The 18,596-nt window shown below is 60.9% G+C and carries 14 protein-coding genes and 4 tRNA genes; 15 read left to right on the top strand and 3 right to left on the bottom strand.

All coding sequences use genetic code 11. The features are described 5' to 3' along the window. Window positions 1–27 precede the first annotated feature (27 nt). Together D0851_RS05070 and purE are read right to left on the bottom strand one after the other, a co-directional pair. Complete coding sequence (locus tag D0851_RS05070; RefSeq protein WP_117617645.1) at window positions 28–1,146, bottom strand: 5-(carboxyamino)imidazole ribonucleotide synthase; 1,119 nt, start codon at window positions 1,144–1,146, stop codon at window positions 28–30. Window positions 1,147–1,541: 395 nt separating this feature from the next. Continuing rightward, window positions 1,542–2,033 (bottom strand): 5-(carboxyamino)imidazole ribonucleotide mutase, encoded by a 492-nt coding sequence (gene purE / locus D0851_RS05065; RefSeq protein ID WP_117617644.1) that lies wholly within the window; start codon window positions 2,031–2,033, stop codon window positions 1,542–1,544. A gap of 312 nt (window positions 2,034–2,345) precedes the next feature. On the opposite strand from purE, the gene D0851_RS05060 reads away from it, so the two are divergent. The 6 genes from D0851_RS05060 to D0851_RS05035 all read left to right on the top strand — a co-directional run bounded on the left by D0851_RS05060 (window position 2,346) and on the right by D0851_RS05035 (window position 5,163). Further along, entirely contained in the window at window positions 2,346–3,326 is a 981-nt protein-coding gene (locus tag D0851_RS05060) for a hypothetical protein (protein WP_117617643.1), read from the top strand. Between the two features lie 141 nt (window positions 3,327–3,467). Then, window positions 3,468–4,340, top strand: a complete 873-nt coding sequence (locus tag D0851_RS05055) for a DUF2846 domain-containing protein (protein ID WP_117617642.1) — start codon at window positions 3,468–3,470, stop codon at window positions 4,338–4,340. A 47-nt stretch (window positions 4,341–4,387) separates the two neighbouring features. Beyond that, window positions 4,388–4,645 carry a hypothetical protein gene (locus tag D0851_RS05050; protein ID WP_117617641.1) on the top strand — a complete coding sequence of 86 codons (258 nt, stop codon included), beginning with the start codon at window positions 4,388–4,390 and terminating at the stop codon, window positions 4,643–4,645. Window positions 4,646–4,860: 215 nt separating this feature from the next. Continuing rightward, window positions 4,861–4,936: transfer RNA gene (locus D0851_RS05045), tRNA-Val, on the top strand. A gap of 67 nt (window positions 4,937–5,003) precedes the next feature. After that, window positions 5,004–5,080 (top strand) — tRNA-Asp (locus D0851_RS05040). A 7-nt stretch (window positions 5,081–5,087) separates the two neighbouring features. Beyond that, a tRNA-Val gene (locus D0851_RS05035) sits at window positions 5,088–5,163 on the top strand. A gap of 157 nt (window positions 5,164–5,320) precedes the next feature. Here the strand turns inward: D0851_RS05035 and D0851_RS05030 are convergent. Further along, window positions 5,321–6,727: a 3-oxoacyl-ACP reductase gene (locus tag D0851_RS05030; protein WP_117617640.1), complete on the bottom strand. Its 1,407-nt coding sequence runs from the start codon at window positions 6,725–6,727 to the stop codon at window positions 5,321–5,323. A 310-nt stretch (window positions 6,728–7,037) separates the two neighbouring features. Between D0851_RS05030 and D0851_RS05025 the strand changes: the two genes are divergently transcribed. From D0851_RS05025 to D0851_RS04980, 9 genes are all read left to right on the top strand, one after another. Further along, complete coding sequence (locus D0851_RS05025; RefSeq protein ID WP_227539450.1) at window positions 7,038–8,375, top strand: acetyl-CoA C-acetyltransferase; 1,338 nt, start codon at window positions 7,038–7,040, stop codon at window positions 8,373–8,375. Between the two features lie 357 nt (window positions 8,376–8,732). After that, window positions 8,733–8,809, top strand: a tRNA-Met gene (locus D0851_RS05015). Between the two features lie 512 nt (window positions 8,810–9,321). After that, window positions 9,322–10,710, top strand: a complete 1,389-nt coding sequence (gene ltrA / locus D0851_RS05010; RefSeq protein WP_117620288.1) for a group II intron reverse transcriptase/maturase — start codon at window positions 9,322–9,324, stop codon at window positions 10,708–10,710. 246 nt (window positions 10,711–10,956) lie between these two features. Beyond that, complete coding sequence (locus D0851_RS05005; RefSeq protein ID WP_117617638.1) at window positions 10,957–11,163, top strand: DUF2933 domain-containing protein; 207 nt, start codon at window positions 10,957–10,959, stop codon at window positions 11,161–11,163. A 12-nt stretch (window positions 11,164–11,175) separates the two neighbouring features. After that, window positions 11,176–11,448, top strand: a complete 273-nt coding sequence (locus D0851_RS05000) for a DUF5676 family membrane protein (RefSeq protein WP_117617637.1) — start codon at window positions 11,176–11,178, stop codon at window positions 11,446–11,448. 42 nt (window positions 11,449–11,490) lie between these two features. After that, window positions 11,491–12,672 carry a Na+/H+ antiporter NhaA gene (gene nhaA / locus D0851_RS04995; RefSeq protein WP_227539449.1) on the top strand — a complete coding sequence of 394 codons (1,182 nt, stop codon included), beginning with the start codon at window positions 11,491–11,493 and terminating at the stop codon, window positions 12,670–12,672. 106 nt (window positions 12,673–12,778) lie between these two features. Further along, window positions 12,779–15,325, top strand: a complete 2,547-nt coding sequence (gene glgP / locus D0851_RS04990; RefSeq protein WP_117617636.1) for an alpha-glucan family phosphorylase — start codon at window positions 12,779–12,781, stop codon at window positions 15,323–15,325. A gap of 73 nt (window positions 15,326–15,398) precedes the next feature. After that, window positions 15,399–16,064 carry a DUF998 domain-containing protein gene (locus tag D0851_RS04985; protein WP_117617635.1) on the top strand — a complete coding sequence of 222 codons (666 nt, stop codon included), beginning with the start codon at window positions 15,399–15,401 and terminating at the stop codon, window positions 16,062–16,064. A 42-nt stretch (window positions 16,065–16,106) separates the two neighbouring features. Further along, window positions 16,107–18,533, top strand: coding sequence for a phosphoketolase (locus tag D0851_RS04980; RefSeq protein WP_117620286.1), 2,427 nt, complete (start codon window positions 16,107–16,109; stop codon window positions 18,531–18,533). The last annotated feature ends 63 nt before the right edge of the window (window positions 18,534–18,596 follow it).

Genomic DNA, 18,596 nt, shown 5'->3' with positions numbered 1-18,596 from the left:
TTAAATATAAGGTCGATTTGAGTCAGATCAACCCTTTGTCGTTAAAGAACTTTTAAACTCCGGGCTGCCGGGCAGGAACTGCGCGCAGTTCTTTACCCGCCACACCAGCTCTTCGTAGCTGTCTGCAAGAATGTTCACGTGGCCCAGCTTCCGGCCCGGCCGTTCGCCTTTATTATAGAGGTGAACGTGGGCATAGGGCAGTTCGAGGATGCGCTCAATGTCGCCATGCTCGCCGATGATGTTGATCATGCAGCTTACGCCACGGGGCGCGACATTCCCAAGGGGGTGGCCGCTTATCGCGCGGATGTGGTTCTCGAACTGGCTGGTCATTGCGCCTTCGATGGTCCAGTGCCCGGAGTTGTGGACCCTCGGGGCCATCTCGTTGGCTACCAGGCCATTGGCAGTCTCGAACAGCTCAAGGGTGAGTACGCCAACATAATCCAATTCGTTCAGTAGCGCCCTGATGTAACGCTCGGCATCTTCCTGGATATGCTTCTCAAGCCTCGGGGCTGGCGCAATCGAGTAGCGCAGGATGCCCTCGTGGTGGGTATTCTCGGTGATCGGGTAGAAGGCCAGTTCACCGTCTTCGGCTCTTACCGCGATCATCGATACTTCCCGGTGGAAGTCGACAAACTTTTCCACGATCAGGCGCGGATGGCCGATGGAATCCCAGGCCGCATCGGCATCCTCCGGACTTTTCAGGACTGCCTGGCCCTTGCCGTCATAGCCTTCGGTATTGGACTTTGCCACTACCGGGCAACCAAGTTCTTCCGCGGCGGCTTTCAGGGAGGTGGCGCTGTCGGCAATTTTCCACTCCGGCGTCGGAATGCCCAGCTGGCCAAACAGGGTTTTCTCCGCTTCGCGGTTCTGGCAAACCCGGAGGGCCCTGGGGCAGGGGTGCACGGGTTTGTGGGCGGCAATTTTCTCGGCCACGTCTACCGGCAGGTGTTCAAATTCGTAGGTAACCCGGTCAACCCGGGAGAGGAAGTCATCCAGGTATTCGCCGTCGCGGTCGATAATGACTTCACCGAGCCCGGCACTGGGGCTGCCGGACATGTCATAGAAAACAAAGGTCTTGGCCAGTGGGTATCCGGCCAGTGCCAGCATTCTTCCCAGTTGGCCGGCGCCCAGTACACCAATTCTCATTTGTGTTCTCCTGCCTTGTGTTCGGCGTTTAGCGTCTGACTTTTGGAGTGTGAGCGGGGTGGAAACCCTTTTCCAAAACACGCTCCTTGCGGCACGTCCATGTGACGCTTGGGCTCCGCCATCCATGGCTCCGCACAGTTTTGGAAAAGGGTTTCCACCCCGCTCAGCAGGCTTGGGAGTCAACGCGTGGCTTAGTTTGTTTGACCATGGTGCCATTTATGATGAACCACCCAAAGCTGGGGGAGCCTTCGGGAGATGCCCTTCCAAAACTGTAGAGGGCCATGGATGGCCCGAAACAAGCGCACATGGACGTGCTTGTAGCGTGTTTTGGAAGGGCATCTCCCGAAGGCTCCTTTCTCCGGAGTTTGGCTCCGGGGCCTGGCACCCAGTTCTGATTACTGATCCTGAGGGTCAGGATTGTCCAGTATCGTCTGTGTTTGAGTAGAGCGAAATTCTTCTACGGCTTTGCGGACATTGTCGTCGGACGTGCCGATAATCTGTGCTGCCAGCAGGCCAGCGTTGGTGGCCCCGGCTTTGCCGATGGCCAGTGTGCCAACGGCGATGCCGCCGGGCATCTGGACGATGGACAGCAGGGAATCGAGGCCATTCAGGGTTTTGGACTGAACAGGCACGCCCAGGACCGGCAGGGCGGTTTGCGAGGCAATCATGCCCGGCAGGTGCGCTGCGCCGCCGGCACCGGCAATGATGACTTTCAGGCCGCGGTCCGCGGCGGTTTTGGCGTAGTCAAACAGCAGATCCGGGGTGCGGTGGGCCGAGACGACTTTGGTTTCATAGGGTACGCCAAGTTTTTCGAGCATGTTGGCGGCGTGTTCCATGGTGGGCCAGTCGGATTTGGAGCCCATGATGAGTCCTACAAGCGGCTGCATATGCAACAGTCCTGTGATAATTGGAAAGCCGGCCATTGTATGTTTTGCCTACCTGCCATGCAACAAAGCCCGGAGCATGGCGGGGTTGGGGTTCCTTTTCCAGAAACCGCTACGAGCACATCCCTGTGCGCTTGACTCCGGCCATCCTTGGCCTCCGACATTTCTGGAAAAGGAACCCCAACCCCGCCCCAGGGCTCTGTGCGGTGTTCCTGTAACAAGCCTTCATTTCACCCTGCTTATAAGTACAGGTATTATCGGTCCTTATTGTTTAAACCGTCCATTTGTTTAAACCGCCTATAGTCAGGAGCTGTAATGGAACCCATCCGTCCAGGTGATGATGAGCTGAGAGCCGAACGACCGATTGGTAGTGCCGGGCCCAGGGCAGCGGCTGAGAAAAAGCCCAAGCCATTTTCCGCCGGAAAGGGGGAGCCGCCGCGGCGTGAGAGGCCGGCTGTCGGGGGTAAAAGCGGCAAGGGCGGTAGCGGCGGCAATGGCCGTGGGAGTGTGGCGATGCTCTGGTTGCTGGTGATTGCGGTGGCCGTGGCAGCGGGTGCTGGCTGGTATTCGCAGAACCAGAGGGTTCAGGCTTTGGAGAGCCAGTTGGAGGAGGCGGACTACTGGGCGCGGCAGAGCAAGCTGGCGTTGGCGCGGTTTGAGGGGGATCTTTCCGAGACCGGGGAGACTCTTCAGGAGCGTGGTGCGTCGCTGGCGGATCAGATTGCTGCGCAGAAGAAGCGGCTGGATACGGCGGACAGTGAGATCAGGAAACTTTGGGCCATTGCCAATGAGCGCAACAAGAAGCGCCTGGACGAGCATCAGGAGCGGATTGCCGCAGTTGAGTCCGGCCTTGCTGAAAGCAAGAAGGCCGTTGGTGCGCTGGAGGCTTCAGCCGAGAAGGTCCGGACGTCGCTTTCGGCAGATATTGCGGCCGTGAAGCAACAGACGGAGACGTCGATAACGGCCCTGCAGGACGCAAACCGGCAGGCGACGAATCAGCTTACCAAACTCAGCCAGCAACTGGCGGATGTGGATCAGGTGATTGAGAGCCGTATCCGGCGGTTTGAGCAGGAGCAGAAACTGGGGATCAGCGGTATGGAAGGGCGGGTTGCGGCCCTCGAGCGGAAGACCGAGGCGCTTTCCGATGGCGGCCGGGTTCAGGCGCTTCGGAATGAGCTCGCAAGCCTGAAAAGGACGGTGGAGTCCATTGATGCCTCCCGCTCGCAGCTGACTTCCCGTCTGGTAAGGCTTTCCGAGGAGTTGAACCAGCTTCGGACTCAGGTGAGCCGGCAGTAGTCTGAGGTTTTCGGTTCATTAAACGGTGGTATTTCGGGTTTTGTAACGGTTTGTAGTCATCCCTTGCGGTAGCTCTCATTTCTGCTGTTTTGCAGTTGTTATGATCAGGCAACTCGCAATCAGGATGAAGAGTTAACAACAATGAAAACCCGGGTGCCCTCTGCTTTGTCTGTTCTCCGGCCGCTGGCTGTGTTGTCTCTGTTGCTGGTGATGTCGGGTTGTACGGTTTACCAGTCCATCGGCAAGAGCGTGGGCTCGTTCCTGCATCCGGTCTCCGGCCATGACTTCGTGCATATTGATAACGACCGCTGGGACCGCCGGAATGCGGTGCTGTACTTCTACCGGACCCATTCCCAGTGGGCGGCGGACGAGATTGAGGCCCCCAGTGTCTACATCGACGACACGCACTACTTCAATATCCGCAACGACAGTTATACCTGGCTGGAGGTCAGCCCGGGGGAACGTCACATTGCCATGCGCCGGCCGTTGCTAGGGCTGGAGGGGATGAACTCCTTCAGTCTGAGCCTGATTGCGGACGCCACGCTGGAGGTTGAGCCGGGCCAGATCTATTACCTGCGGTACAACGAGCTCACGGAGCCAGGTCAGCGGCATCCGGATCTGGATCCGGATCATCCGCTGGCTCGGGGCGACCTGCAGCTGGTGACCCGGGATTATGCAATGCAGGCGGAGGAGATTGTCTCAACCCGTTTTCTGAACAGCGATCTGCTGGCGCCAAATCACGCAGCTACGTCTATTGTCGAAGTTAATGAGGATATGGATTATGAGCGTCGGCTGGTGCTGCTCGAGGAAGAGCGTGAGCTTGAAACCGAGCGTCTGAAGCAGGAGGGCAAGTACGAATCTGCCTCATGGTTCTGGCCCTTTGGCGGTGGTCCCACGGTTCCTTTGGAAGCGGATCGCAAGATCGAGAAGCTGGAAGCCGAATACGCGGAGCTGGAACTGGAGCGCGAGCGCCGTGAGGAAGCGGAATCCGGTGGTCGCTGGTGGATTTTCTGAGGGCTGACTACACTGTCTGCAGTTGAAACGCTCGGGAAGTGAAAACAATGTCGCTCAAGGATTCTCTACGCCATCGTTTGGAAAAACTGACGGATGATGTTGTTCCGCAACTGCTGGAAACTTGGGGTGATCTGCGGAAACGTCTGGACGATCTGAATTGCTCCCTGGCGAATCGCGCGGTTCCGGAAGACAGGCGCAGCCGTGTGAGTGAGTTGTCTCTGCAGGAAAAGGCCAAGCAGGCGGGCCAGAATCGTCCGGAAATGAGGTTGGTCCGGACCGCCGGCAGGGCCTCCGGCAAAAAGTAGGATTGCTCAAAAACTGTCCTTTTTTTAGAGGCTTGCAGGTTTTCCCGGAAAATTTCCGGAAAATATTTGACACCGCCAGCCAAATGCTTAAAATGCGCCTCTCACTTGATTGAGACAGCGTCGCTGGCCAGCAAGTGAGCGCCTTTGGAAGGTTTTACGCCTTTGTCAGGTTTGTTTGTACGCCTTTGTCAGGTTTGAGAGAAAGGCTTGAAAGTGGGTGGTTAGCTCAGCTGGGAGAGCATCGCCCTTACAAGGCGAGGGTCACTGGTTCGATCCCAGTACCACCCACCACTTTCAAATGCATCACCGGATCCCCCCATCCGGTTTCAGGTTCAGGCCCACGGGCCGGGACTGATGCGGAGCGGTAGTTCAGTTGGTTAGAATACCGGCCTGTCACGCCGGGGGTCGCGGGTTCGAGTCCCGTCCGCTCCGCCATTTTCCCGGGTGGTTAGCTCAGCTGGGAGAGCATCGCCCTTACAAGGCGAGGGTCACTGGTTCGATCCCAGTACCACCCACCAGAATTCCGAAAAGGGCCGGTCCGCAAGGACCGGCCCTTTTTTCGTGCTGAAACCGGGGTCAGATGTGGAATCGGTGAAATCGGGGTCAGATGAAAGCTTTCATCTGACCCCAGGTTAATGACCCCAGGTTCATGACTCCCGGTTCATGAACCCAGGTTCACTTGCCGATCAGCGACTGCCCGCAAACCCGCACCACATTGCCATTCACGCCGTTCGACGCAGGGCTGCAGTACCAGGCGATGGTTTCGGCAACATCGACCGGTTGACCACCCTGAGACAGGCTGTTCATGCGGCGCCCGGCCTCGCGGATGGTGATGGGCATGGCGGCGGTCATCCGGGTTTCGATAAACCCGGGGGCGACGGCGTTGATGGTGATGCCATTTTTCACCTGCCGGGCCATGGCTTCCACGTAACCGATGACCCCGCACTTGGCGGTGGCGTAGTTGGTCTGCCCGAAATTACCGGCAATGCCGCTGATGGAGGAGATGCAGACAATGCGCCCGTTCTCCTTCAGTAGCTCCCGGTGCATCAATTCCTCGTCAATCAGCTCTTCCGCAGTCAGGTTCACTGCGATGGTCATGTCCCAGAAATGTTCGGGCATATTGCCGAGGGTTTTGTCGCGGGTGATGCCTGCATTGTGGATGACCAGATCAATGCGCCCGAAATGTTCTTCAAGAAAATCAGCGATCAGCTTCGGGGCTTTGCCGTCGGTAATGTCACAGGCCAGGGCCCTGCCGTTGATGGCGCCGGTAACTGTCTCCAGCTCCTCCCTGGCCGGAGGGATATCCAGCCCGATCACGGTGGCGCCGTCCCGGGCCAGGGTTTCGGCGATGGCGGCGCCAATACCCCGGGATGCGCCGGTGACCAGCGCAACTTTGCCGGTCAGCGGTGCAACGGGGTTGGTTGCCGGTGCGGCATCGCTCTTGCCGATTTTTACGATCTGTCCGGATACGTAAGCCGAGCGGGGAGACAGGAAGAAGCGCACACTGGAATCCAGCTGCTTTTCGGCCCCCGGGGCTATCCATAGCAGGTTGGCGGTGGAGCCTTTGTTTCCGATTTCCTTGCCGACACTGCGGACAAAACCTTCGAGTGCCCGTTGCGCGGCGGCCTGCGGCGCCTTGCGGCAATTGGCGGGATTCTGGCCGATTACCAGAACGCGGGCGTTGCTGCCCAGTTTTTTGATGGTGGGGTGGAAGAAGTCGTACAGGGCCCGTAGGTCGGCCGGACCTTTCAGGCCGGTGGCGTCAAACACCAGGGCCGAAAACCGCTGGTTGATGTCGGAGCCCAGGTCCAGCGGCCGGGCTTTGTTGCCGGCTTTCGATGAGTCCGCCAGGCGATTGCTTTCGCTGGCGTGATGAAGGGTGGCCGCGCTGGCGCCGAGAATACTGCCTAAAGTGGCAATGGCTTTTCCGCCGTTGGCGGCGCCGATGAGCACCTCGCCTTCGATAAACGGCTGGTCGGTGCGCTTCAGGCGCTTCAGTGGCGCGGGCGCGGGGAGACCAAGGGATTGTGCGGCGGTTTTACCGACGGGGGTGTTTACTAGTCTAAGATAGAGGTCGGACATGGGGGCTTCCTTGTGGTTGCAATCGGTTCTCTGGATGCGGATCGTCTACAGGGTAAAGAATCGGACAGTTTTTGGATTGACTCAATGCCTGTAAGGTGTTGTCAGGGGTGCCAATGAGGCATTGTGCGTTGTCGCTACACTTGTTGCCAGCCTGGGTGCAGGGAGCATTGGGGGCTGGCCTCCCAAAACACGCTGTGAATACGTCCTTGTACGCTCGGCTCCGCCATCCATGGCTCCGCACGGTTTTGGGAGGCCAGCCCCCAATGCTCCATCCGGCAATGAAATTTTCCGCAAAAGGATTGGATTGATCATGGCAGAAGCATCGAAAACTCCACGCAAGAAAACCGCTACTTCAAAAAAGTCCAGCACAGCCCCTTCGGGTATTCGCCGCGTAGCGGTGCTGGGTGGTAACCGGGTTCCGTTTGCCCGGTCCAATACCGCCTATAGCAAGATCAGTAACCAGGAGTTGCTGACGTCCGCGCTGCGGGGGCTGGTGGATCGGTACAGTCTTCAGGGCAAGCGGCTGGGGGAAGTGGCGGCAGGGGCGGTGATCAAGCATCCCCGGGATTTTAACCTTACCCGGGAGTCGGCGATGAGCTGTGGTCTGGCGCCTGAGACACCGGCTTATGATATTCAGCTGGCCTGCGGGACGGGGCTGGAGGCAGCCATTCTGGTGGCCAACAGGATTGCCCTGGGGCAGATCGAATGTGGTATTGCCGGTGGTACCGATACCACGTCCGATGCGCCGATTGGTGTAAGCGAGGGGCTTCGGGAGATTCTGCTGGATCTGAACCGGGCCAAAACCACCGGCGAGCGGTTGAAGATTCTGGCGCGGTTCCGGCCCGCGCACCTAAAGCCCGAGGTTCCGGAGAACCGCGAGCCTCGCACCGGCATGTCCATGGGGGAGCATGCCCAGGTGATGGCCAGGGAGTGGGACATTCCCCGGGAAGATCAGGACAGGCTGGCCTGGGAGAGTCATCAGAAGCTTGCCAAGGCCTATGAAGAGGGGTTCTTTACAGATTTGCTGACGCCGTTGGCGGGGCTGGAGAAGGATAATATTCTGCGGCCGGATACGACCCTTGAGAAGCTGGCGACGCTCAAGCCGGTGTTTGACCGGGACAACGGCACCATGACGGCGGCCAACAGCACGGCGCTGACTGATGGCGCCTCCTGCGTGCTGCTGGCCAGTGAGGAGTGGGCGAAAGAGAATAACCATGAGGTGAAGGCCTGGTTGACGTTCTCCGAGGTGGCAGCGGTGGATTTTGTGGACAAGAAAGAGGGGCTGCTGATGGCGCCAGCTTACGCCGTGCCCCGGATGCTGGAAAAAGCGGGGCTGACACTTCAGGATTTCGATTTCTACGAGATCCACGAAGCCTTCGCCTCGCAGGTGCTGTGTACTCTGAAAGCCTGGCAGGATCCCGCCTTCTGCAAGGACCGTCTGGGGCTGGACAAGCCGGTGGGCGGCATCGACCGGGACAAACTCAATGTGAAAGGCAGCAGCCTGGCCACCGGCCATCCGTTCGCCGCCACCGGCGGGCGCATCATTGCGACCCTGGCCAAGTTGCTGGAGGAAAAGGGCAGTGGCCGCGGCCTGATCTCCATCTGCACGGCAGGCGGGCAGGGGGTAACGGCGATTCTGGAGCGGTAAGTTTCCGAAAAACCGGAACTTTCCTTTGACAGTGCCAGGCTCACCCCTTATCATGCGCGCCACGTTGATCAGGGGTTCTCTGAGAAACAACCAGTTTGATGCGGGGTGGAGCAGTCTGGTAGCTCGTCGGGCTCCCAATCCCGAGAAAGCCGAAGGGAGTCATCGACCTTCGGCTTATGAGCCCGACCAAGAGGCGGACTCTGAAGAAAAAATTGATGAAAAGTTTGATGCGGGGTGGAGCAGTCTGGTAGCTCGTCGGGCTCCCAATCCCGAGAAAGCCGAAGGGAGTCATCGACCTTCGGCTTATGAGCCCGACCGAGAGGTGGACTCTGAAGAAAAAATTGATGAAAAGTTTGATGCGGGGTGGAGCAGTCTGGTAGCTCGTCGGGCTCATAACCCGAAGGTCGTTGGTTCGAATCCAGCCCCCGCTACCATATAGAAGAAAGGCAGATCAGTAAGCTACTGGTCTGCCTTTTTTTTGGTGCGCCAGGCATGGCGCGTAGCGCCTTGACGGGCGCTGTTCCGGTACAGGTGGTGCTGGCCGGATGACTTGGGGGTGCAAGTCCCCTGTGGGCCCGGTAAGGGGAACCACTAGCCGGACGGCAAGGGTGTCCATCGCGAGGTGGAATCTGAAGGAAGCCGCAGGCAAAACACTGACCTGACGAACAGAAATCGCATACGAGGCGGTCACACCGGGTAAGGCGGCCAATATCGTCAAAGCCCGATACTTGCACAGAAGGTGTGAACGTAGATGCGGCGGGTATAAGTGTGAAGGTCACGCGTCTTACCCTGGGAAGTCTGGTTTTCTGCCACCGTGCTACTCACCTCGTGAGGGGTGGGGATGGGAAGCCAGAACTCAGCAGAGGCCATAGTAGGTGTGTCACCGCACACTGAAGGGCTGAACATGGTTGACCGCAAGTAGGCGATGAGTGCTCGTGGTGTGCTTATGAAGACAGAAGCGGCCCGGATGGGTCAGGGCAATCAGGGAGGCGCCGGACGGAATCCGGCAGAGACTGGTGCCCGTGTCGAGGCAGACGCGGAGGCTCATTCGTGGACGAACGCGGAGCCGAACGCGCGGATGGAACAGGTGCTTGAGCGCCCGAACCTGATGCGTGCGTATCAGCGGGTGGTGTCCAACAAGGGCGCAGCTGGCGTCGATCAGATGCCCACAACGGCCCTGAAAGGCCACCTGCAACAGCATTGGCCAACGGTGCGTGAGCGCTTATTGGCCGGACGCTACCATCCTCAGCCCATACGCCGGGTCAGTATCCCCAAGCCGCAAGGCGGCGAACGGGTACTGGGTATTCCGACGGTACAAGATCGCCTGATTCAACAAGCCCTTCACCAAGTGCTGAGCCCGATGCTGGAACCGACCTTCTCGGATCACAGTTACGGCTTCCGGCCTGGGAGAAGTGCCCATCAGGCGGTCAAGGCGATGCAGCAGCACATCAATGAGGGCCACCGTTGGGTGGTCGATCTGGATCTGGCCCAGTTCTTTGACCGGGTCAACCACGATGTGCTGATGAGCCTGCTGGCTCGTCGCATCACCGACCGCCGGATACTGACCCTGATCCGACGTTATCTGGAAGCCGGCATGCTGGACGGTGGGGTGGTCAGCCCGAGACGGGAAGGGACGCCACAAGGCGGCCCGCTCTCGCCTCTGCTCTCCAATGTTCTTTTGACCGAACTGGACAGGGAGCTGGAGCGCCGGGGCCATCGGTTCTGCCGCTACGCGGACGACTGCAATATCTACGTTCGTAGCAAGCGAGCCGGGCACCGGATCATGGCCAGCCTCACCCACTATCTGGAAACGCACTTGCGCCTGAAGATCAACACGGAGAAAAGCGCCGTGGATCGGCCTTGGCGCCGGAGCTATCTGGGTTACAGCGTAAGCTGGCACAAACAGGTTCGGCTGAGGATTGCGCCCAAGAGCCTGAAAGCTCATCAGGCCAACCTGCGTCAGTTGCTCCGACGATCACGGGGGCGATCGCTGCTGACCACCATCCAACACCTGAATCCAGTGCTGCGAGGGTGGGCGAACTACTACCGCCTGACCGACTCAAAGCGCTCGGTAGAGGCGATGGACGGGTGGGTACGGCGACGACTCCGCCTGATCCTGTGGCGACAATGGAAGCGAGTTCACACTCGAGCTCGCAACCTGATGCGGCTTGGACTGGTGGAGGAACGGGCTTGGAAAAGCGCGACAAACGGGCGCGGGCCTTGGTGGAATAGCGGGGCATCGCATATGAATGCCGCACTCCCCAAGAAGGTCTTTAACCGCCTGTCTCTGGTAAGCTTGTTGGATACGATGACTCGGCTTCAGAGCCAGCCATGAACCGCCGTATACGGAACCGTACGTACGGTGGTGTGAGAGGACGGGGGAGGTAACTCCCCCTCCTACTCGATTCCGGCAGAAAATTCCCCATTCCTGACTTGATCGATATCAAGTCCGATCCGGTTCGCTCCAATAATTCAGGTTGGACTCAGGTAGCTGTGGTTTGCTTGTACCGGTGGAGATGCGTGCCCGCACCGGAGATCACACAATGGCAGTCGGGTGCAACCGCAGACGGAGGAGGGTTATATGGAATGGTTAGCGGAAAACTGGTTCTGGGTGGTTATCGGCATCCTGTTCGTGGGCATGCACATGTTCGGCCACGGAGGGCATGGTGGTCACGGTGGGGGCGGGCACGGCGGACATGGCGCGCCAGACAAACCGGACAATCCAGACAAACCGGATAAGCCAGACAAACCGGACAAGCCGGACAGGCCCTCGGGCCATCAGCATTGACGGGGGTGGAACATGCTTAACACAAGACTGGTTACCTGGGCGCTGGGGCTGTTCACAGCGGTCACCTTCATTGTCTGCGTTATCTACGGACTGGTGACGCCCCAAAGCCTGCATATGCACACGTTTCTTGAGCAGGTGCTGCCAGGGTTCAAGTGGCTGACCTGGTGGGGATTTCTGCTCGGCTTGATTGAGAGTTTTCTGTATGGCGCCTATGCCGGGCTGGTGTTCTGCCCGATCTACAATCGACTTCACCGCCACTTCGGTGCCGGGCGAAGTGGGGACTGAGTCCGCACCCGTCCACGCAGCGAGCGTCGCGGAGAATCCCCGGTGAGTTCCGGTGCCTTGTCGCGCTCGCAGCTTGTCGCCGGCCTGACCACGCTCGGGGCGATGTTGCTGGCGCTATTGCTCGACAACTCGCCCGTGCGAGCCTGGTATGACATCGTCCACCACGTGCCGGTGTCCCTGCGCGTAGGTGAGTTTGCCATCGACAAGCCGCTCATCCTCTGGATCAATGAGGGGCTGATGGTGTTCTTTTTCCTGCTCATTGCCCTGGAGCTGAAGCGCGAGGTGGTGGAAGGGCAACTGGCGACACCCAAGGCGATCGCCACACCCGGTTTCGCCGCCCTGGGCGGCATGGCAGTCCCCGCGCTGATCTACACTGCGTTCAACGCCGGCGATCCGGAGGCCATGCGTGGCTGGGCGATCCCCGCCGCCACTGACGCCGTGCTGGCGCTGACCGTGCTGGTGCTGCTTGGTCCGCGCGTGCCGTCTTCGCTCAAGGTTTTCCTGGTCGCGGTGGCGATCTTCGACGACCTGGGCGCGATTTTGGTTATCGCGCTGTTCTACACGGAGCAACTCTCCACACCGTCGCTGGTGATGGCGGGTTTTGGAATTACGGCCCTGGTGGCGCTCAATGTCTTCAAGGTCACTCGCACCGCAGCTTACGTCGTTGTCGGCGTGTTTCTCTGGGTCACGGTGCTCAAGTCCGGTGTGAATGCGACGCTCGCTGGGGTGGCCATTGGCCTGGCGATTCCCATGCGGGCCACGCAGGGAGGCCGCTCCTTCTCGCCGCTGCGGGACACGGAGCAGGCGCTCAATCCCTGGGTGGCGCTTGGCGTGGTGCCGGTATTCGCGTTCTTTAACTCGGGTATTGTGCTGTCGCTGGCGAGCGCAGCCACGCTGGGCTCTCCGACCTCGCTGGGGATAGCGCTCGGACTGTTCGCCGGCAAACCGCTCGGCATCCTGGGCTTCACCTGGCTCGCGGTCCGGCTTGGGGTGGCACGGCTTCCAGAGGCGGTGAGCTGGCGTCAGCTCGCCGGGGTCGCCCTGGTCGCCGGCATTGGCTTCACCATGAGCCTGTTCATCGCCGGCCTCGCCTTTCCCGATCCGGAGGCGTTTCGCAATGCCCGTCTCAGTGTGATTGCAGGCTCGCTGCTGTCGGCAGCCGTCGGCGTGGTGGTCCTGATGAAGACCACGCAACCACGGTTTAATCCCCCGGAGCACAGCTGATCCCGGCAGAGACAGCGTTACTCTGGTTGAGCGGCAGCGCAGGTGAGCGGCGGCGCAAGCGCTGCCAACGGGCGCAGGCCCCGGTCTTAATAAGGAAGGAGACCCCATGAACAATGAAACCCCTGTCAGTCAACCGCTATACGGCCTGTTGCATACGGATGTCGAGGGATTTGATGCCCTGGCTGAGCTGGCTCTGGATATGCGTTCGTCGTGGAATCACGCGACCGATCAGGTGTGGCGGCAGTTGGATCCCGGGCTCTGGGCGTCCACGCATAACCCCTGGGTCGTTCTGCAGACGGTTTCGCGGGAGAAGCTCCAGGGCGTTCTGGCCGATCCCGTGTTCCGTAAAGACGTCGGGGACCTGGTGCAAACCAGGCGGGATGCCGCCAGCGCACCGGCGTGGTTTCAGCAAGCCTACCCGCGGCCGCCTTTAACCTGTGCCGCTTATTTCAGCATGGAGTTCATGCTGAGCGAGGCGCTGCCCATTTATTCCGGCGGGCTGGGTAACGTGGCGGGCGATCAGCTCAAGGCCGCCAGCGATCTGGGGGTTCCGGTGATCGGCGTGGGGCTCCTCTACCAGCAAGGTTATTTTCGCCAGCTGATCGACCGGGACGGCGCGCAACAGGCTCTTTACCCGTATAACGATCCCGGCCAGTTGCCGGTCACGCCCTTACGCCATTCCAACGGGGAGTGGTTGCGGATACAGCTCGACCTGCCCGGCCACCCGATCTGGCTGCGCGCCTGGCAGGTCCAGGTTGGCCGGGTGAAGCTTTACCTCCTGGACAGCAATGATGCGGCGAACTATCCGCCGTACCGGGGAATAACCAGTGAGCTATACGGGGGCGCGCCGGATCAGCGCCTGATGCAGGAGGTGATCCTCGGGATCGGCGGCTGGCGGTTGCTCGCCGCGCTCGGCATCGAACCGGAAGTCTGTCACCTGAACGAAGGGCATGCGGCTCTCGCCGTGCTGGAGCGCGCGCGCCATTTCATGCAGCAGACCGGGCAGCCCTTCGACGTTGCACTGGCCGCCACGCGCGCGGGCAATCTCTTCACCACCCACACGGCGGTGGCCGCCGGCTTCGACCGTTTTGCACCAGGCCTCATCGAACACTGTCTGGGTGGATACGCGAGCAACCAGCTCGGCATCAGGCTCCACGATTTGCTGGCGCTGGGCCGCCGGAATCCGGACGATCCGGCCGAGGATTTCAATATGGCGTATCTGGCGATCCGCGGCAGCGGGGCGGTGAATGGCGTGAGTCGCCTGCATGGCAAGGTGAGCCGGCACCTGTTTGCACCGCTGTTTCCGCGCTGGCCGGTGGACGAGGTGCCGGTCGCACACGTGACTAACGGCGTTCACATGCCGACCTGGGATTCGGCGGCGGCGGATGATCTTTGGACGGAGGCCTGTGGCAAGGATCGCTGGCTGGGGACGACGGACGTCCATGAACAGCACATTCGCGCGCTCTCCGACGCCCGTCTCTGGCAATTTCGCACGGCGGCCAGCAAGGCGTTGGTTGAATACGTCCATGATCGGCTGTCCCGGCAACTGGCCGCTTCCGGCGAGGCGCCCGAGGCCGCTGATACAGCGAAACAGCTGTTTGATCCCAGTGTATTGACGCTGGGGTTTGCCCGCCGCTTCGCCACCTATAAGCGGCCGAACCTGCTGCTGCACGACCCGGAGCGCCTGCTGCGCCTGCTGACTGATCCGCAGCGCCCGGTACAGCTCATTATGGCCGGCAAGGCTCATCCGCAGGACCGGGCAGGCCAGGCCCTGATCCAGCAATGGATGCATTTCATCCGGCGGCCCGAGGTACGCTCCCGTGTGATCTTCCTCAGTGACTATGACATGCACTTGGGTGAGCGCCTGGTGCAGGGCGTGGATGTCTGGCTCAACACGCCGCGCCGGCCCTGGGAGGCGAGCGGCACCAGCGGCATGAAGGTGCTCGTCAATGGTGGCATCAATCTGTCGGAATTGGACGGCTGGTGGGCGGAAGCCTACACTCCGGATGTGGGGTGGGCACTGGGGGACGGCCAGGAACATGGCGACGATCCGTCCCGGGATGCGGCCGCAGCCGACGCGCTCTACGACCTGCTCGAACACGAAGTGATCCCCGAGTTCTATACTCGTGATGAACAAGGCATTCCCGCCGCCTGGGTGAACCGGATGCGCGAGAGCATGGCGCGGTTGACGCCGCGCTTTTCCACCAACCGTACGGTGCGCGAATACACCGAGCAACACTACCTCCCGGCCGCCGCTGCGTACCGTGAGCGCGCTGCCGGCAAAGGCGGAATCGGCGTGGAACTGGTTGAATGGCGGCACGCGCTGGACCACAAATGGGCTGCGATACGCTTCGGCGACGCGAAGGTCGAGCCTGAGGGCGAGCAACACGTCTTTGAGGTTCAGGTGTATCTCGATGAGCTTGATCCAGAGGCCGTGCGGGTTGAGCTGTATGCCGACGGCACGGACGGCAGAGCACCCGAACGGGTGGAGATGCAGCGCGTAGGGCAACTGACGGAGGGAAAAGGTGGCTACACCTATCGCGCAGGGGCGCCCGCGGCCCGCCCGGCGACGGACTATACGGCGCGACTCATACCGCATCACGATGGCGTGGTGACTCCCCTGGAAGCGGATCACATCCTGTGGCAGCGGTGAGGGGCGGGTGTGGCTGCCCCGGAAGACGGGGAGCCGGGGCAGCGTCCGGGCACACAAGAGGCACGCAGGAGAGATGAAATCGAATATGATCAGGGAATACACATTTTCATGGCCGGTGCGCCGGCTTGCGCTGCTTGGGTTGGCGGGGGTTGCGGTATTCGGGGCGTCAATTATTGCCCTGCACCTGACCGGCAGCGGGGTCGACTGGACGTACGATTATGTCAGCGACCTGGCTAACCAGCCGTTCGGCTGGCTGTTCATGGTTGGCGCCTTCGTGCATGGCTGGGGCAACCTGGCGCTGACCCTGGCCCTGCGCGGCGCGCTGCGCCCGGGGCCGCCGCGGACCTGGGCAGTACTGCTGTTCGGACTGGCTTCGGTCGGTATTCTGCTGGCGGCGCTGTTTCCCATCGAGGCACCCGGTCAGGCACCGAACCTGCCCGGGCAAATACATCGGGGGGCAGCCAGCCTAGCGTTTGCACTGGAACTCGCCGCGCTGTTCGTGTTTTCGGCGGCCTTTCGCCGTCAGCGCGTCTGGCGCCGCCAGCGCCCTGTCTCGCTGACGCTCTCGGTGATCGCGGCGACGGCGGTGACGGCGTTCGTGATCGCCATTCAGCTGGATATCGCGCCGGGGCTGGCGGAGCGTATCGCGCTGGCGGTTTTCCTGGTCTGGGAAGTTTGGGCTTGCCTGCAAATCATCCGGCCGCAACAGAAACCTGAGCCTGCCCGGGTAGGGCCCTGACCTGACGCACTCCTATCCCTGACCTTTGTGGAGGAACTGATCTTGAAACAATCCATACAAACCGAACAAGCCAGTGCCGGGCCGACTCCGCTGGCGGCGGACGAACTCCGCCGGATGGATGCCTACTGGCGCGCGGCCAACTACCTCTCGGTGGGGCAGATCTACCTGCGCGACAACCCCCTGCTCACCGAGCCGCTGACCCTGGCGCACGTCAAGGCGCGCTTGCTGGGGCACTGGGGGACCACGCCTGGGTTGAACTTCATTTATGTGCACCTGAACCGGATGATCAGGGCGCAGGATCTGAGCGTCATTTACATCACCGGCCCCGGACACGGCGGGCCGGGTCTGGTTGCCAACACCTGGCTGGAAGGCAGTTACAGTGAGGCTTATCCGAACATTCCGCAGAACGCCGTCGGCATGCAGCGGTTGTTTAAGCAGTTCTCGTTTCCCGGCGGCGTGCCGAGCCACGTGGCGCCGGAAACCCCGGGCTCCATCCACGAAGGCGGCGAACTCGGTTACGCCCTGTCCCATGCCTTCGGTGCGGTGTTCGACAACCCGGATCTCATCGCCGCCTGCGTGGTCGGTGACGGCGAGGCCGAAACCGGGCCGCTCGCCACCGCCTGGCATTCAAACAAATTTCTCAACCCCGCGCAGGACGGCGCGGTGCTGCCGATCCTGCACCTGAACGGCTACAAGATCGCCAATCCCAGCGTGCTGGCGCGCATTCCCCACGAGGAGCTGGAGAGCCTGTTTATCGGCTACGGCTACCGGCCTTACTTCGTCGAGGGCGACGAGCCCGCACTGATGCACCAGCGTATGGCGGCGACCCTGGACACGGTGATCGGCGAGATCCGGGCGATCCAAAACGAAGCCCGCACCAAGGGAACGGCCGTGCGCCCGCGCTGGCCAATGATTATCCTGCGCACCCCAAAGGGCTGGACCGGCCCGAAAGAAGTCGATGGCCGGAAGACCGAAGGTACCTGGCGTTCGCACCAGGTGCCCTTCGCGGAACTGGCTAGCAAGCCGGAGCACCTGGAGCTGCTTGAGCACTGGATGAAGAGTTACCGTCCCGAAGAGTTGTTCGACCGGACCGGGGCCCTGAAACCGGAGTTGGCGGCACTGGCACCGCAGGGCGAACGGCGTATGGGCGCCAACCCGCATGCCAACGGCGGTCTGCTGCTCAGGGACTTGCAACTGCCCGACTTCCGTGAATATGCCGTCGCGGTGAGCGGCCCCGGCACGGAACAGGCGGAATCGACCCGGATCATGGGCGGTTACCTGCGCGATGTCATGCAACTGAACACGGAGACGCGGAACTTCCGCGTTATGGGCCCGGACGAGACCAACTCCAACCGGCTTGGTTCGCTGTTCGAGGTGACCAACCGTGCCTGGATGGGCGAGACGCTGCCGGGAGACGATCACCTGGCGCCGGACGGCCGGGTCATGGAGATCCTCTCCGAGCACACCTGCCAGGGCTGGCTGGAAGGGTATCTGCTGACCGGCAGGCACGGGCTGTTTTCCTGCTACGAGGCATTCATCCACATCATCGACTCGATGTTCAACCAGCACGCCAAGTGGCTCAAGGTTACCAGTAAGGAGATCCCCTGGCGCCGTCCCATCGCCTCGCTTAATTATCTGCTGACCTCGCATGTCTGGCGCCAGGACCACAACGGCTTCTCGCACCAGGACCCCGGCTTTATCGATCACGTGGTGAACAAGAAGGCCGACGTTATCCGCGTCTATCTGCCGCCTGATGCCAACACCTTGCTGTGGGTGACCGACAGCTGCCTGCGCTCGCGCAATTTCGTTAATGTGATCGTGGCCGGCAAGCAGCCGCAGCCCCAGTGGCTCGACATGGACGCAGCCATCAAGCACTGCAGTGCCGGTATCGGCATCTGGGGCTGGGCGGGTAACGACCAGGGCAGCGATCCGGATGTGGTGATGGCCTGTGCCGGTGACGTGCCGACCCTGGAGATCCTGGCGGCGGTGGATATCCTGCGCCGCCACCTGCCCGAGCTCAGGGTGCGGGTGATCAACGTGGTGGATCTCATGACCCTGCAGGACCAGGCGGAACACCCGAGCGGGCTGTCACACAAGGACTTCGACACCCTGTTCACGACCGATAAACCGATCATCTTCGCCTATCACGGGTATCCGTGGCTGGTCCATCGCCTGACCTACCGGCGCACCAATCACAAGAACCTCCACGTGCGTGGCTACAAGGAGGAAGGCACCACCACCACGCCGTTCGACATGGTGGTGCGCAACGACATGGACCGTTTCCACCTGGTGGCCGATGTCATCGATCGGGTTCCGCAACTGGGGTCACGGGCCGCCTATCTCAAGCAGTGGCTGCGCGACCGGCTGATCGAGCACCAGCATTACATTATCGAGTACGGCGTGGATATGCCGGAGGTTACCCAATGGCGCTGGGGGGCAACCGCGGATCGCACCCGAAGTCAAGAATAATTCCCATGGCTGCAGGCTCCCATGCCTGCAGCCAATAACGCTCGTCGCTGCGGAAAAGCCGGG

The sequence above is a fragment of the Marinobacter sp. Arc7-DN-1 genome (assembly GCF_003441595.1).
Classification (GTDB): domain Bacteria; phylum Pseudomonadota; class Gammaproteobacteria; order Pseudomonadales; family Oleiphilaceae; genus Marinobacter; species Marinobacter metalliresistant.
The sequence above is the reverse complement of the archived record's forward strand: the minus strand, read 5'-3'. Positions and strand labels throughout refer to the sequence as shown.